General features: G+C 63.8%; 16 protein-coding genes. 6 read left to right on the plus strand and 10 right to left on the minus strand.

Annotation, left to right across the window (positions count from 1 at the left end):
• Positions 1-17: 17 nt before the first annotated feature.
• Genes ACIBJI_RS33825 through ACIBJI_RS33835 form a run of 3 tightly spaced genes read right to left on the minus strand, consistent with a single transcriptional unit; the run spans position 18 to position 3,574 of the window.
• Complete coding sequence (locus ACIBJI_RS33825) at positions 18-1,058, minus strand: NAD(P)-dependent alcohol dehydrogenase (RefSeq protein WP_397087334.1); 1,041 nt, start codon at positions 1,056-1,058, stop codon at positions 18-20.
• Entirely contained in the window at positions 1,058-2,197 is a 1,140-nt protein-coding gene (locus ACIBJI_RS33830; protein WP_364345174.1) for a serine hydrolase domain-containing protein, read from the minus strand. Before ACIBJI_RS33830 ends, ACIBJI_RS33825 begins: the two co-directional genes overlap by 1 nt.
• A gap of 9 nt (positions 2,198-2,206) precedes the next feature.
• The gene (locus ACIBJI_RS33835) at positions 2,207-3,574 is read right to left on the minus strand and encodes a flavin-containing monooxygenase (RefSeq protein WP_397087306.1); all 1,368 of its coding nucleotides are present in this window, start codon (positions 3,572-3,574) and stop codon (positions 2,207-2,209) included.
• A 154-nt stretch (positions 3,575-3,728) separates the two neighbouring features.
• Here ACIBJI_RS33835 and ACIBJI_RS33840 point away from each other — a divergent pair, with 154 nt between their 5' ends.
• On the plus strand, positions 3,729-4,349 hold the full coding sequence (locus ACIBJI_RS33840) for a TetR/AcrR family transcriptional regulator (RefSeq protein WP_364345170.1): 621 nt from the start codon (positions 3,729-3,731) through the stop codon (positions 4,347-4,349).
• Here ACIBJI_RS33840 and ACIBJI_RS33845 read toward each other — a convergent pair.
• From ACIBJI_RS33845 to galK, 4 genes are all read right to left on the minus strand, one after another.
• The gene (locus ACIBJI_RS33845) at positions 4,346-5,575 is read right to left on the minus strand and encodes an epoxide hydrolase (protein ID WP_364345168.1); all 1,230 of its coding nucleotides are present in this window, start codon (positions 5,573-5,575) and stop codon (positions 4,346-4,348) included. The genes ACIBJI_RS33840 and ACIBJI_RS33845 overlap by 4 nt on opposite strands.
• A 72-nt stretch (positions 5,576-5,647) precedes the next feature.
• A complete protein-coding gene (locus ACIBJI_RS33850; protein ID WP_364345166.1) occupies positions 5,648-5,899 on the minus strand; it encodes a hypothetical protein in 252 nt (83 codons plus the stop codon).
• Between the two features lie 12 nt (positions 5,900-5,911).
• Complete coding sequence (locus ACIBJI_RS33855) at positions 5,912-7,618, minus strand: sodium:solute symporter family protein (protein ID WP_364345222.1); 1,707 nt, start codon at positions 7,616-7,618, stop codon at positions 5,912-5,914.
• 139 nt (positions 7,619-7,757) lie between these two features.
• Positions 7,758-8,873: a galactokinase gene (galK, locus tag ACIBJI_RS33860; protein ID WP_364345164.1), complete on the minus strand. Its 1,116-nt coding sequence runs from the start codon at positions 8,871-8,873 to the stop codon at positions 7,758-7,760.
• Positions 8,874-9,067: 194 nt separating this feature from the next.
• Between galK and ACIBJI_RS33865 the strand changes: the two genes are divergently transcribed.
• Genes ACIBJI_RS33865 through ACIBJI_RS33875 form a run of 3 tightly spaced genes read left to right on the plus strand, consistent with a single transcriptional unit; the run spans position 9,068 to position 11,846 of the window.
• Complete coding sequence (locus ACIBJI_RS33865) at positions 9,068-9,658, plus strand: pyruvoyl-dependent arginine decarboxylase (protein ID WP_364345162.1); 591 nt, start codon at positions 9,068-9,070, stop codon at positions 9,656-9,658.
• 20 nt (positions 9,659-9,678) lie between these two features.
• On the plus strand, positions 9,679-10,281 hold the full coding sequence (locus ACIBJI_RS33870) for a hypothetical protein (protein WP_364345160.1): 603 nt from the start codon (positions 9,679-9,681) through the stop codon (positions 10,279-10,281).
• The gene (locus tag ACIBJI_RS33875; protein ID WP_397087309.1) at positions 10,281-11,846 is read left to right on the plus strand and encodes a diguanylate cyclase domain-containing protein; all 1,566 of its coding nucleotides are present in this window, start codon (positions 10,281-10,283) and stop codon (positions 11,844-11,846) included. The genes ACIBJI_RS33870 and ACIBJI_RS33875 overlap by 1 nt, the downstream gene beginning before the upstream one ends.
• Here ACIBJI_RS33875 and ACIBJI_RS33880 read toward each other — a convergent pair.
• The 3 genes from ACIBJI_RS33880 to ACIBJI_RS33890 form a co-directional block, all read right to left on the minus strand.
• The gene (locus ACIBJI_RS33880) at positions 11,843-12,604 is read right to left on the minus strand and encodes a DUF6319 family protein (protein ID WP_397087311.1); all 762 of its coding nucleotides are present in this window, start codon (positions 12,602-12,604) and stop codon (positions 11,843-11,845) included. The two genes, ACIBJI_RS33875 and ACIBJI_RS33880, sit on opposite strands and share 4 nt — an antisense overlap.
• Positions 12,605-12,899: 295 nt before the next feature.
• Positions 12,900-13,373: an NUDIX domain-containing protein gene (locus ACIBJI_RS33885; RefSeq protein WP_327101501.1), complete on the minus strand. Its 474-nt coding sequence runs from the start codon at positions 13,371-13,373 to the stop codon at positions 12,900-12,902.
• The gene (locus ACIBJI_RS33890; RefSeq protein ID WP_397087313.1) at positions 13,357-14,118 is read right to left on the minus strand and encodes a hypothetical protein; all 762 of its coding nucleotides are present in this window, start codon (positions 14,116-14,118) and stop codon (positions 13,357-13,359) included. Before ACIBJI_RS33890 ends, ACIBJI_RS33885 begins: the two co-directional genes overlap by 17 nt.
• Before the next feature lie 176 nt (positions 14,119-14,294).
• Here ACIBJI_RS33890 and ACIBJI_RS33895 point away from each other — a divergent pair, with 176 nt between their 5' ends.
• Both ACIBJI_RS33895 and ACIBJI_RS33900 read left to right on the plus strand, forming a co-directional pair.
• Positions 14,295-14,663, plus strand: a complete 369-nt coding sequence (locus ACIBJI_RS33895; protein ID WP_327101499.1) for a hypothetical protein — start codon at positions 14,295-14,297, stop codon at positions 14,661-14,663.
• A 72-nt stretch (positions 14,664-14,735) separates the two neighbouring features.
• Positions 14,736-15,110, plus strand: coding sequence for a hypothetical protein (locus tag ACIBJI_RS33900; protein WP_397087315.1), 375 nt, complete (start codon positions 14,736-14,738; stop codon positions 15,108-15,110).
• Positions 15,111-15,130: the final 20 nt, after the last annotated feature.

The raw sequence follows: 15,130 nt of genomic DNA on the forward strand, positions 1-15,130 counted from the left end.
AGGCACTTCCTCGTGGGTCAGGGCACCAGTACGGCGCGGCCGGTAATGAGTCCGCGCTCCAGTCGGTCGAGGGCTGCGCGGCCGTCCGCCAGCTCGAAGCGTTCGGTTTCGACGGTCAGCCGGCCCGACTGGGCCAGGGCTACGGAGTTGATCAGATCGGATTTGGTGCCGCCGTAGCACTTTCGAATCGAAGCGCCCCATGGCCAGCCCGGACCGCCCGCTGGTCCGGCCGTGACTTCCGGTGCACCACCGCCGAGCCCGATCATGCGATACGCGCCATTGGGGGCGACCGATTCCACTGCCAACCTGGCGGTCGCATCGACACCGACGAAGTCGAAAACGGCATCGGCACCACGGCCATCGGTGCGGTCCAGGATTTCGCGCGCGGTATCGGCACCGGAGAGCAGGCCATCGGCCGCACCGCAGCGGGCGGCCAGGGCCAGTTTGTCCTCGCTCACGTCAACGGCGATCACGTGCGTCGCGCTGGTCGCGGTAAGGACCTGCACCGCGACATGGCCGAGTCCGCCGATGCCGATGACCACCGCGACCGAACCGGGGTACAACTGCTCTCGCGCGCCGTTGATGGCGTGGTAGCTGGACAGCGCCGCATCGGCCAGCGGCGCGGCCTGCAGGAAATCCAGCTCGCCGATCGGCACGAAAGAGCTGGCGGGTATGCGGATGTACTCCGCCATCCCGCCGTCTGGACCGAGTCCCGGACACGGCGGCATGGCGGTACGTCCGGCGGCGAGGCACACATTTTCATTGCCGCTCACACACTCTCGGCAGACACCGCACGACCAGCACAGGTAGACGATGCCGCGTTCGCCGACCACCCGACTGTCGACCGCACTGCCGACCGCCTCGATGGTGCCCGCCACCTCGTGCCCGAGCGTCAGCGGATCCTCGCGCAATTTGAACGGAATATGCAGCACATGCAGATCGGAATGACAGATACCCGCCGCACCGACCCGCAGCAGCAGATCAGTCGGACCGATCACGGGCACCGCGACCTCACGCAGTTCGAGTACACCCGGTTCGGTGAGCTGTAATGCCCGCATCATGCGCGCACCACCGAAAACACCGCGCGCAGATAGGCATTCGCACGATCGGAGCCGATGAGTCCCGGCGCCATCTTGTTCATGGTGTAGGCGAAGGTGACTCGATGATCGAGATCGTTGACCACGATGGCGCCGCCGAATCCGGCCCACCAGCAGACCTTCCCGTCGGGCACCTCCGGCGCGGTCTGCGACTGGGGGAGTCCGTAACCGAGCCCGAAGCGCAGCGGCAGTAGCAGGGCCAGATCCGCACCGTCGGACTGCTGTTCGAAGATGAGATCGATTGTCTTCTCCGACAACAACCTTCGGCCGTGCAGCGCTCCACCGCAGGCGACCAGCGACTGCACCGCGGCCACTGAATGCGCATTGCCGTGCCCGTTCACCGCCCCGATTTCGGCCTCCCGCCATGCGGCGCTATTGGCCTCCGGAATATCGAGCAGCGGACTGGTGAGCGTCTTGACCAGGATGCTGTCCTGATCGAGCGCGGCCATATCGAATTGCAGCAGCGGCGGCGGGACGAGCGGTGCGATGCGGTGATGGTTTTCGGGTGCGGTGCCGATATGGAAATCGGCATTCAGCGGTCCGGCGAGTTCCTCGGCGAAGAACTGGCCGAGGGTGCGGCCCGTAATTCGACGGACCACCTCCCCGACCAGATGTCCATAGTTCAGTGCGTGATAGCCCGATGCCGTGCCCGGCTCCCACCACGGCGGCTGTGTCGCGAGCCGCGCGCTCGCCGCCTCGGTGTCGTAGATATCGGCCAGCTCGATCGGCCGCTCCCAACCCGAGACCCCGGAGGTGTGACCGAGTAGATGGCGAATCTCGATATCGCCCTTGCCATTCGCGGCGAATTCCGGCCAGTAGTGCGCGACCTTCTGTTGCACATCGAGCTCGCCCCGGTCCACCAGCAGCAGCGCGGACAGCGCGGTCATGGTTTTGCTGATGGAGAAGACATTGACCAGGGTGTCCTCGGTCCATGGCGCGGTCCGCTCGAGATCGCGGTGTCCACCCCAGATATCGACAACCGGTTCGCCGTCGACGGTCACGCAGATCGATGCACCGAGTTCCGCACCCGAGGCGATCTGTGCGGCTAATTCCGTTCGCACACCGGCGAATTCATCCGTACAGAATCCTGATGTCGTCATCGGCCGCCCTCACGCATTCTCGAGCGCTCTGGCGGGCACCGGCAACGCATTGCCGGCGGCGGCAGCCCGCTTCGCGCCCCTTGCCATTTCCCGGTTCATATCGCGCACATAGGGCTCGAACTCGACTTGGATCGTGTGCCGAGGCGAGTTGTAATACCGTCCGGTGCGGCGCTGTTCGGCCGCCGTGATCTCGGCATTCATCTCCTTCTCCGACGGCGGCAGGTACTTGCCGGTCAAATAGGCCGCGACCAACTTGCTCTGCTGTTCGGCGAAATTCACCAGCGTCGGCAACGGTTGGGCCAGACCGAGATAGAACAGATTGTCCACACCCGGTTTCATCATCTGCTTGAACAGCGGGATGCGATTCTGTTCGTCCGGTACCAGCTTCGGATCGGAGAAGAACGGAAAGCTGATGTGATAGCCGGTGGCACAGACGATTACGTCCACCTCCTCGGCGCTGCCGTCGGCGAAGCGCACCTGCGGACCCTCCAGTGCGGTAATGGCCGGTTTGAAGGCGATATCGCCGCAGCCCGCGCGATGCAGGAACTCCTCGCTGGCCGACGGATGCGCCTCGAACGGCTTGTGATCCGGTTTCGGCAGACCGTAGAACTCCATATCGCCGCGGAACTTGCGTACGAAACGCTGCTTGAGCTTCAGGCTGACCTTGCGTGGAATCCATGGCGGCACACTCTGTTTATCGCCGACCTTGCCGTTGACATACTTCGGCAGCACCCAAACCCCGCGGCGTGCCGAAACGGTCAGCTTCTCGGCGACGAACCGCTGCGATAGTTCCGAGGCGATATCGAGCCCGGAGTTGCCCATGCCGACCACCACGATCTTCTTACCGCGCATATCCACCGGATCGAACGGGTCGTTGTAGGCGTGGCTGTGGATCAGCACACCGTCGAATTCGCCCGGATAGTCCGGAGTGCGCGGATCCCAGTGGTGGCCGTTGCAGACGATCAGCGCGTCGTAGGCCCGGGTGCGGCCATCGCTCGCGGTGACCAGCCAGCTGCCGTCCTGCTGGCGCTCGGCCGCGGTGACCTTGGTATTGAACAGGATCTTGTCGCGGAAGCCGAAATGGTCGACATAGTCCTTGAAGTACTGGAAGAGCTGCGAGTGGTGCGGGAAGTCAGGCCATTCCTCGGGCGCCGGGTAATCCTCGAAGGCGAGCCGGAACTTGCTGGTGTCGATATGCAGCGACTGGTAGCAGGCCGACATCCCATTGGGATTCTTGAAATACCAATTGCCGCCCACTTCATCGCTCGCCTCGAAGACCTCGAAGGGAATGTCGAAGTCCTGCAGGCGTTTTGCGGCGGTGATTCCGGAGGGGCCCGCGCCGATGACGCATACCCGGGGCAGATTGCTGTGAGTCAATTCCGTAGTCCTCGTCCGAAGGATTGCCGTCACGTGGGCGGCACCGGATCCGATGCGGCGAACCATCCCGCGCCGCCTGCGGCACGTGGAGTGACGTAGGCAACAAATTAGCACTGGCTAGACGTACTGTCTAGTGAATGACATGATGTCTATCATGCCGACCAAGTCGAATCCGCCCGGACTGAGCCTGCGCGACGAACAGAAGCTGCAGACCCGCGCCAGACTGATGGACGGCGCCAAGGCGCTGTTCACCGAACGCGGTTATGCGGCGGTGCGGGTCGACGACATCGCCGCCGCCGTCGGCTGTAGCCGCGCCACCTTCTACCTGCACTTCAGTAGCAAGCTCGAGATCCTGCGTGCGATTGCCGAACAGAGCACCGCGCCGACCGCACTGCACTTCTATGAGGATCTGGACCGGGTGCTCGACACCGGCTCCCGCGCGGAATTCGTGGACTGGGTGACCCGCGCCATCGCCTGGTTCCACGAATACAAGGACCTGCTGCCCGCCTGGGACGAGGCCACCGCACTGGAGCCGGAATTCCGCGAAATCGCCCGCCGCGGCATCCTGGCCCTGCCCAACGCCATGACTTCCTACCTCGCCCGCTGGCCCGAAAGCCGCCGCGACGAGGCTCGCCTACGCGTGGAACTCCTTGTTGCCCAACTGGAACGTTTCTTCACCCGCTGGGCCATGCAGGGCACCATCGATGTCTCCACCGACCAGGCCGCCGAAGTCCTCACCGACATCTGGTTCCCGGCTTTGCAAGCCCCTGCCTAGCGGCGGCCGCGGAAGGTGCGGCGAAGGTCCTGAGTCCAGAGGTCAGGGATTTCCCAGGGGATGAAGTGGCCGCCCTGGTCGTGGGCGGTCAGGTTGACGTGGTTGTACCAGGGGCCGCGATCGCTGGCGCGGAAGTGCTCGACGCGGTCGGCGGTGGTGACGCCGGGCGGATTCTCGTAGCCGACGAAGGTGATGCCGGTGGGCGCCTCGATGACGGGGTGGCGCTCGTGCGACGGGGTCCAGGGATAGCGGTTGTTATTGGCGTAGGTGCGGATCGAGGTGCCGATGGAATTGGTGGCCCAGAAGATCATGGCGTGGGTGAGCAGATCGTCCTTGGTGAAGACGGTTTCGATATCGCCGTCGTCGTCACTCCATGCCATCCAGCGCTGGAGTATCCAGGCGAGCATGCCCGCGGGTGAATCGGACAGGCCGAAGGCCAAGGTGCTCGGTTCGAGGACGTGCGCCGCGAGGTGGACGCCGAAACGGTGCTCCAACTCGATGATTCGGGCATAGACCTCATCGGGCAGCCCGTCCGGAATGGGACGCCCGCCGCTGATATCCCAGGCTCGGTCGCCCTCGAACAGCGTCAGCTTCTGGCCCGAGCCGATATGGATCGCGTACAGCTCGTCGGCGTATTTGTGGCCGAGTTGACCGGTGACCAACGCGCCCACATCGCACCCCGCGGCGGCATATTTGGTGTAGCCGAGGGTTTCGGTCATGAGCGTGTGCCACAGGTCGGCGACCTTCCAGAAGTTCATATCCGGGTGCTTCGGCAGTGGGCTGGAGAATCCGAAACCGGGAAAAGACGGCACGATCACATCGAAGGCATCGGCGGGATCGCCACCGTACGCACCGGGGTCGGCGAGCGGATCGATGACCTTGGCCCAGTGCCAGAAGGTCCACGGCCAGCCGTGGGTGAGGATCAGCGGTATCGGATTCGGGCCGACTCCGGGTCTGCGCAGGAAATGCACCGGAACGCCATCGACGTCGACGAGGTAGTTGTCATAGGCGTTGATCGCGGCTTCGGCCTTGCGCCAGTCGTATTCGTGCTGCCAGTACTCGACGAGTTCCTGCAGGTAGCGGCGGTCTACGCCGTAGTAGCGGTCGTCATTGCCCGCATCGTCGGGCCAGCGTGTCAGTGCGAGTCGCCGCTGCAGATCCGCGAGCACCGCATCGGGTACGTGAATTGGTGTCGGCCGGAGCGGGAACGGGTCGGCGTGGCTCAAAGCTCTCTCCTGTAACCGCTTCGCGAATCTCGGATGCCTCGACCGTAACACCAGCGAATCGCGAGCCCTGAGTCATGCCTCCGGAGGCGAATCCTCCTCGCTGGCAGGCGCATCCTTGGTCGGCACCGGGACCGGCCGCAACAACACCCAGACCAGGAAGGCGATCGCCACCGCCCCCATCCCGAGCCCAGCCCAGATATTCACATTCACTCCACCGGTCTTGGCCTCCTCGGCCGCGGTGTTGTGCACCAGCCCCGTCACGACCAGAACGACGGCGTAACTGCCGAGCAGCGCGCCGACAATGGTGCGGATATCGAAAAGCATCGACTGGCCTCCTTATCCGACGATGATATTCAGCGCGATGACCAGGACCAGCGCGATCCCCGCCAGCAGCACCGGCCGTTGATACCAGGGCAGATCCGCCTCGTCCGGATCGTGCCGCAGTTCCTTCGGCGTCTGCGAATACACCAGCCCGACCAGTTCGGCATCCGGCTTCGACCGCGTCACCTGGGTAACCGCGACGCTGACCACGATATCCACAACGAACGCCACACCGGCCGCGACGAAACTCGAACCCTGACCGGATAATTCGAAGACATCGGTCTTGTGCAGGATGAAAACCACAATGGCCGAGGTGGTTCCGAAGACCAGCCCCATCCAACCCGCCGTCGGCGTCATCCGCTTCCAGAACATACCGAGAATGAAGGTCGCGAACAGCGGTGCGTTGAAGAAGCTGAACAGCGTCTGCAGATAATCCATCATATTGCTGAAATTGCCTGCGATGAACGCGGTTCCGATTGCCGCGACGGTCGCGCCGACCGTCGCGAGGCGACCGACGTTCAGGTAATACCCGTCCGGCCGATCCCGCCGCACGTACTGCTGCCACAGGTCATAGCTGAATACCGTATTGAAGGCGGAGATATTGGCCGCCATGCCCGCCATGAACGCCGCGAGCAATCCGGCGAGCCCGACACCGAGCAGCCCGTTGGGCAGTACATCCTTCATCAGATACAGCAGCGCCTGGTTATAGGTGGCATCGCCGGAGTAGTTCGAACCCGCCGTCTCCGCCGCCTTGTACTCGCTCATCTGCGGTACCAGCACTGCGCTGATCATGCCGGGAATCACCACGATCAACGGAATGAACATCTTCGGATACGCGCCGATGATCGGGGTGCGTCGCGCGGCCGAAATGGAATGCGTCGCCAGTGCGCGCTGCACCTCGACGAAGTTGGTGGTCCAGTAGCCGAAGGAGAGGACGAATCCGAGCCCGAAGACGATGCCGACCACCGAAAGGAAGTCATTGGAGAACCCGCTGAGCGCATTGCCCGGCCAGGAGTCCCACTGCGCGCCACCGCCGGGGGATGCGCTCACCTTCTCGCGCAGCCCATCCCAGCCTCCGGCCTTGTGCAGACCGACCAGCGTCAGCGGCAGCAGCGCGGCGACGATCACGAAGAACTGCAATACCTCGTTGTAGATCGCCGCGGACAATCCGCCGAGGGTGATGTAGGACAGCACGATCGCCGCGGCGACGATCACCGACACCCATAGCGGCCAACCCAGCAGCACATTCAGAATCGACCCGAGCAGATACAGATTCACCCCGGCAATAAGCACCTGCGCGATCGCGAAGCTCAACGCGTTCACCAGATGTGCGCCGGTACCGAAGCGCCGCCGCATGAATTCCGGCACACTGCGCACCTTGGAGCCGTAGTAGAACGGCATCATCACCACGCCGAGGAACAGCATGGCCGGCACCGCGCCGATCCAGAAGTAGTGGAAGGTGGGGAAGCCGTATTCGGCGCCATTGGCCGACATGCCCATGATCTCGACCGCGCCCAGATTGGCGGAGATGAACGCGAGACCTGTCACCCAGGCGGGCAGCGATCGTCCGGACAGGAAGAAGTCGATACTCGACGAGACCCGCTGCCTGGCCAGCAGACCGATGCCGATTACGAAGACGAAATACAGCGCTACCAGCGCATAGTCGACGGGCTGCGCGTCCAGGCGCAGTGTCGTCTCGGCTTGTACCGAGACGGCATCCAGCGCCGATGAGTAAAGGGTCGAATCGGCAAGCGGCACAGCGTCGTCCCTCCAGGCGATGAAACCGGGCGTCTCGCGTTCTACTGTGCGTGATTGTGCCGTACCCGCGCGGTACATTCACGCACAAAAGTTGGACAGTTGCTCAAACGATGCGGTGCGCACCCGCGCCGGCCACGACGACGAAGGTGCGCGGCGCCTGGAAACCCGATTGCGCGAATCGATCTCGCACCGCGTCCGTGACCGCCGCGGTGTCGTCCTGATCGACGAGCGCGATAACGCTGCCGCCGAAGCCACCGCCGACCATGCGCGCGCCGTGCGCCCCGGCGTCGAGCGCGGCGGATACCGCGGCATCCAGTGCCGGTGTCGAAACCTCGAAATCATCACGCAGTGACTCGTGCGCCACGGTCAGGATCGGTCCGATCGCACGCGGATCCGCACCTCCTCGCAACTTTTCGGCAATCGTGAGTACTCGCGCATTCTCGGTCACCACATGCCGCGCTCGCCGCCGCAGTACCGCATCGCCGATGCGGTCCACAACCGCCGCCGATTCGATATCGCGCAGTGCGGGCACGTCCAGTGCCGCGGCGGCGGCCTCGCATTGAGCGCGCCGCCGTGCGTAACCACCATCGATCAGCGCGTGCGGCTGTCCGGTATCGATCACCAACAGCTCCAGCCCGAACCGATCGAGATCGAATGGGATTTGTTCGTGCGCGACACTGTCGTTCGCGACCAACCGGCGCACATCCAGGAACAACGCATGTCCGGCCGTACACAGAATCGATGCGGACTGATCGAGCAGTCCGGTCGGCACTCCGGCGTAGTCGTTCTCGGCGGCGCGGGCAAGATCGATCAACTCGCGATCGGTGACGGTGGGCGCGAACAGATCTCGCAGCGCGACCGCCACCGCACACGACAGCGCTGCCGAGGACGACAATCCGGCACCGATCGGCACCGCACCGTCCAACTCCAGGTCGACGCCGTCACACACATAACCACGGCGCGCGAATTCGGACACAACGCCCAGCGGATACCGCGACCATCCGGGCACCCGATCCCGTTCGGCGGCAAGCTCGCTCACCGCGACCAGCACCGTCGCACCCGGCCGCTGCCGCGAGAGCACCCGGACCCGGCCGTCGGTTCGCGCCTCTGCCTGACACTCGACCACCAGCGGCAATGCGATGGGCAGCACGAAACCGTCGTTGTAATCGGTGTGTTCACCGATGATGTTGACCCGACCCGGCGCCACCCACTTCGGCACGAATTCCTCACCTCGTCGCATTGCCAGTGCTCACGCATGTCATCCCAGCAACCCTGGGCACCACACCCTACGAGACACGCCACCGGAACATGTCTTTCGGCCCGCGCGGATGCGTGATCGATCGCCTTGACGCACAGTCGAATTTGACGCAATACCGGCCTAAATAATCCGGCCGACGGTTTCGGGAGGGCATTATGATTCAGACAACCCCACGCGGCGGCCTACTCGGGCTGCAGTGGATCGATCGATTACTCCCGCCCATGGGCAGGCCGGACCGCGGCGATCAGCGTGACTCCGGAGCTCCACTGACGATCGAGATCGGCGCGGCGACGGGGACCGGCCCGACGGCTATGTCGGCCTTCGATGCGGCACTGCGTGACCTGGGAGTAGGTGATGCCAACTTGATCCGCCTGTCATCGGTCATTCCACCGCGCGCCGTGCTGGCCCGCACCGGCCGCGTCCGCAAGCCGATCCGCTGGGGTGATCGGCTCTACTGCGTCTACGCCGCGCAGCATGCGAATGCGGCGGGTGAGCGTGCGGGCGCGGGCATCGGCTGGGCACTGCGCGACGACGGTTCCGGCGCCGGACTTTTCGTCGAACACGAGGCCGAGACGGCCGCGCAGGTCGCGACGCTGATTCGCGCGAGTTTGACCGATATGACTCGCAACCGGCCGCAACGTTTCGGTCCGATCCAGCTGTGCACCACCGAGGCCCGTTCCGATGGCACGCCGACCTGCGCGCTTGTGCTGGCGGCGTACCACACGACACCGTGGGGACATCAATGACAGCGTTGCGCAGCGAGTCCATGAGGGATGGTGTTCGGCTGACGGGCGGGCCGCCTGAGCTGAAAGTCACTATCGAATCGACCATTCCGGACGACCGGATCGATATGTTCCACCTGCTGTACGAGGAGGCCTTCGGCCCCTTGCGCACCAAGGCCATTGCCAGACAGGTGCTGCACCGATCGGAATTCCGCGAGGAGATGATAGATCCGCGGGTCGCCAAACACGTCGCGCGCACCGCGACCGGCGAACCCATCGGGGTGACGACGCTGACCAAACATCTCGAGACCGTCCCGTGGATCAGTCCGGAGTATTTCGCCGCCCGCTACCCCGAACATGCGGCGCGCGACGCGATCTACTACGCGGGTTTCACCCTTGTTGCGCCAAGTGCCCGACAAGGAGCCGCATTCCATGCCATGATCAAATCAGTTGTCCAGGTATTGGTGGCCGAGCGCGCGGCGGTCGGTTGGGACATCTGCTCGTATAACAACACTCGGTTTTCCTTCGCCGACAGCATTCGAGCGGTGCTCGATGAGCAGGCGGCGAACGTCGAAGTCGCGGTGGAGGATTCGCAGACCTACTACGCGGCGCGGTTCACTGGGGATGGAGCGACCAAGGGGGGCTGATGACCGTCAGCGAAGAGCAGCCGACCACCGTTCGGCACCACCTCGAAATGCGGTGGTGCACAATATTTCTCGCGCTGACCGCAGTCGGTCTGGCGGTACTGCTCTGCATTGATGTCCGGCCGTTGTCGCTGCTGACCATGGCCGCCGTGGTGCTCGGCGCGCTCACCATGATCTATATCGGCCTGCGGCGATATCGTCCCGAGCGGCCGCTGCCGTGGTACCTACTCTCGGCATCGGCCGTGCTGTTCGCCGTGGGTACGGCCACCCGCGAGATCGACAGCCACGGACTGCATCCACTCGACGACCTGTTCACTCTCGCCGGTTATTTCGGCACCGGGGTGGCCGCGGCGCTGTGGTTGCGCCCGCGCCAGGTCCGGCCGAACTACGATCTGCTGCTCGACTCGGCGCTCATCGGTCTCGGCGCACTGCTGGCCTCGTGGACCTTTCTGATCTCACCGATCCTGCAGTCGCACGACACCACCGCGCACACTGTAGTGGCGGCGACCTATCCGGTGCTCGATGCTCTGCTGCTGACCTTGGTAGCGCATTCGATGGCGACCGCGACCCGTTCGGAGACCTCGTTGCGCCTGCTGCACAGCGGGCTGATCGCTGTGCTCATCGGCGATTTCGGGTACAGCCTCGACGCCGTCGACCGCGCACCCGTCGCGCACGAATTGTTGCTGGTACCGCTACTGGTGGCCTATCCGATCGTCGGCGTCGCGGCGCTGCATCCGACCATGGCGAGTCTCGGTGCGCCACGGCACATCCACCCGCACCATTCGCGGCAGCGAGCCAGCTTCATCGCGGTCGCGTTGATCGTGGCCTCGCTGATTCCGGTGGTCGGTTCCAGTCTGGACACCCTCGATCGCGTGGTGGTCTCGTCACTGTGTGCGCTGCTGCTCATCGGCGTGCTGGTGCGCAGCGAACGCGCGATCGTCCGCAGTGCGCGCAGTGAACGGCGGGCGCAGTACCAGGCCGATCACGACATGCTCACCGGATTGCTGAACCGGGCCGCGCTGCTGCGCGGGCTGAATCGCAATCACGAGCACTGGATCGAGCAGCCGCTGTGTCTGCTGTTCATCGATCTCGACGGCTTCAAGATGGTCAATGACAGCTACGGCCACGCGGTCGGCGACGAGCTGATCGCGAATGCGGCATCCCGGATCCGGCACATCATCCGGCGCGACGATGTGGTGGCCCGCTACGGCGGCGACGAATTCGTGGTGCTCGCACCGCTGGACCGACAGGAGGCCGCCATGCTCGCGGAGCGACTACTCGGCGCCTTCGTTCGGCCGTTCGAGCTGAGCGCGGGCGAAATACCGATCACCGCGAGTGTCGGCCTGGCCTGCGGCAGCCCGCGCAGCTCCGACGACACCATCTACGACCTCATCAGGGAAGCGGATTCGGCGATGTACCACGCGAAGGAGTACTCGCTCGGCTACGCATTCCACGACGACCTGCGCCACGGTCCGGAACCGCGACACAACACCGCCGACCCGGGACGCCGGATCTGGCGCCCGAGCGGCCGGTCCCATAACACCAACGGCAAATCCGCCGCCGTCTAGTCCGAGAGCTCTTCGAGCAGTCGCCGAGCTTCCTCTAACTCGGCCTGTAACTGCTGCACCTTGGACTCCTGGACCACTCGGGCGGCCTCCAGGATCCCGGCAACCACCTCGGCCACCTCCGGATGCAGCACCTTGGCCGCCTGCGCCACCGCGGAGCTGGTCACTGGCAGACCGCGCACGGACTTCTTCTTGCCGCTGACCACATCGACCGACCACTCGCCGTCCGCGGTACCGGTCAGCGTCACCGTGACCTCCGGCGTCTTCGCCTTGCTTCGCGCGGCGGGCGCCTTCGCCGCGGGCTTCGCGGCGCCTGCGGGTGTCGCGGGTTTGGCCGGTTCCGCCGCGGGGGCATCGGGTTTCGCGGCCGAAGCGGGCGGGGTGGGGCTCGGGGCCGGCCTGGGGGCCGGTGTCGCGGTGCTCGTCAAGGTCGACGGCTGGGTCACAGTGGATTCCTTCCTGGTTGTCGACTTCGGCTGGGCAGAGCTTGTGGTTGCCGCCTTATCCCGTGGCGGCTTGGTCAACGTCACTTCGGTCGGAGAAAAGGACAGTACATCCTTCGATCCGGTCGGCTTGACCCGCAGGAAGTCGCTCTCGGATCGATCACCGATCTCGACCACCTTGCCGGACCGTCCCTCCGGCACGCCCACCGCGGCCGCGGTGAACCACACCATCGGCGGGCGACCGCCAGCGATGTCCGTGGCGATCTGCTGAATCTCAGTGTCCGACAACGGCTGTGGTTTCGTTCGTGGGGACGGCATGGTGGCACTCCGAGCGGTATTCGTGGATGGCTGCGTGCACAGATGATGCCGCACGCCACCGACAGATTCACAGCCACCACCGAATCCGCCCAGGATCAATCAAGATTCCGAATCCCAGCGAACATGTAGCTACGGCATCCCGTCCGACCGGCAGATCTGCGCATTTCGGAGGCATCCCGCTCGCCGGTTCCGCACTCATAAGTGACTTGCTCGGAAGCGAGTAGCGCCAGTTGAAGGCGCGTCCGCACAGCCAGGTGGCTGAACCTCGCGGTAGCCGTTGGGCATTTTTAAGGACCTATCCCAGATATGGCTGGCCGCGTTGCTCCATGTGGTGTTGTAGCCGGAGCCGGACGGTATCGTGCACCGGCACATCCGCAAGCTCGTCCGGGTGGAGAAAGCGAACCTCTGTGGATTCATCACTGATCGCGATACGGCCGCCGACAACGCGGCCGTAGAACGTGATGTTGAACTCTTGGCGCACCTCGCCATCGGCATACGCGATGATGTGCTCAGGATCGGTATAGATACCGAGCAGTCCCGTGATCTCGATATCCAAGCCGGACTCTTCCTTGGTCTCACGAATCACGCACTGCTCCAGCGTTTCCCCAATCTCCATGACGCCACCGGGCAATGACCAATTGCCGGAGTCACTCCGGCGCTGCATGAGAATCGCACCATCGTCATCGACAACCAGCGCCGAGCCGCCTGGGACCAGACTGTTGGCCTTCGGCGCGTTCGGGTCTCGGTAATAATCACGCCGTCTGCTCATTTGGGACTCCTAGCGAGTAATAGGCAACAGTGTCCCAAATCTGTTCGACCTGATCAGCGAACGACGAGAATATGCCGTATGGGGAAAGTTGTCTCAGGTAGAGCGCTGGGTGTTGATATCCTCGGGCGCGTACAAGATATGGGGTGACAATCATTCGATCGTCGAATCGGAATACCGAGTTGTACAGATGCGTCGTGTGCAATCCGATCTGACAACCCGGCGTGGCTGTCAGTTGGCCGAGCATGCTCAGTGCATTGCGGATGCGACCGGGCAGTGTTCCGTGCATCTGTTCCAGGTTGTCTCGCTCTGCGACGTGATCGCAATCAGGGTCCGCGAACCCCAGCCGGACTCGAACACCGCTTCGGCACTTGCCGGCAATGATGTCGGCAGCGTTGGGTAGCAGTTCGAGGACGAACGGATAGGCGTACCCGATGATGTCGATTCGTTCGGTAGCTCCGAGTAGCAACGATGTCCACAAGTCGTTCGGGATATCGGCTCGGTGGGCATACGCGCTGAGCACTTCGGCCGTCGCGGGTGCCCCTGCAGTCAGGTCCGGTCGTGTCTGCGGCCACAGCGTGGTCTCTGATTCGTTCAGTACCTCAGCTACCGCGAGTCTTGTTCGCCGGTGAGGTATTCGTCCGGCGAGCCACCGATTGACTGTCTTCACGTCCACTCCGACCCGTTGGGCAAGCATTGCCGAGTCGAGTTCGGCTCGCAGCATCGCCGATTCGAGGCGTTGGCTCATATCAGAACCATACGGGACAGACATGGGACGTTTCGGTGAGTTGGAAGTGTCCGCGCAAACGTCCTCTGCGCAGTTCAGGTGTCCGCGTGGTGGCCATAGCGTCGTAGCCGGCCGCCCGGAGTTGGTGAGGACTCCCAACTTCGGGCTGGCCTGCCAATCGCTGCGAAGGGGATGAAATGCGAAGGTGGTCAAGGCTGTACGGATTGGCGGGTCGTGACGTGGAGCAAGCGGACACCACTGATGCGCGACCCAATTACCTGCTTACGGTGGCCGAATCTCAGCGGATTATGCAGCAGCACAAGGATTGTCGTGCTGTCATGTGCCCGCACAAGGCGACCGCGCTACGCTGTCTGGTCCAGGCGGGCAAACTCGCGCCCGCAGCGATGAGTCCCCGCGAACGCGCCGCCGCCCGTGGCTTGGCGTTCCCACTGGCCGAACACGATCTCCCAGTGCGTGTCGGCCCGGATCTTCGGACTTTGCTGGATGTTCTAGACGGTCTACTCGATCCCGCCATCGATGACGGAGGGCACGATGGCACTGACTAAGCGCCAGACGAAAGTTGATGCCGCGCGGGCGATTCTGGTGCACTCGCTGTTGTGGGCGTCGAGGTGCCGCGAGTGCCGGTCACTGGTTTCGACGAACGGGAACGCGCGATGAGGCAGACACCCACCGCGATCGGCTACCTGCGCAAGGACATATCCGGGGTCTCGCAGGAATGGGATGAGATTCAGATCCGTAGCAGGGCAAAACGACTCGGCTATGACTTGGCCAAGACGGTCACGTTCGCTGCGGCGACCACCGACCCGGAGGGACGGCTGGTGAACGTGGTCCAGGCTCTCGATATCGATGTGGTGATCGCACCGAGCCTGGCACACTTCGGTGGTCTGGTGCCACAAAGGCTAGTACGGCAATGCGAACTGAACACCGTGAACCCCGCAGAGACATACGCTCCTCATGCTGCGTTCCGGTTCGTCGATCTAGACCGCATATAGCCTCGTCAAAAGGCAATTGG

The organism is Nocardia sp. NPDC050408, from assembly GCF_044458905.1.
In the GTDB taxonomy this organism is placed as follows: domain Bacteria; phylum Actinomycetota; class Actinomycetes; order Mycobacteriales; family Mycobacteriaceae; genus Nocardia.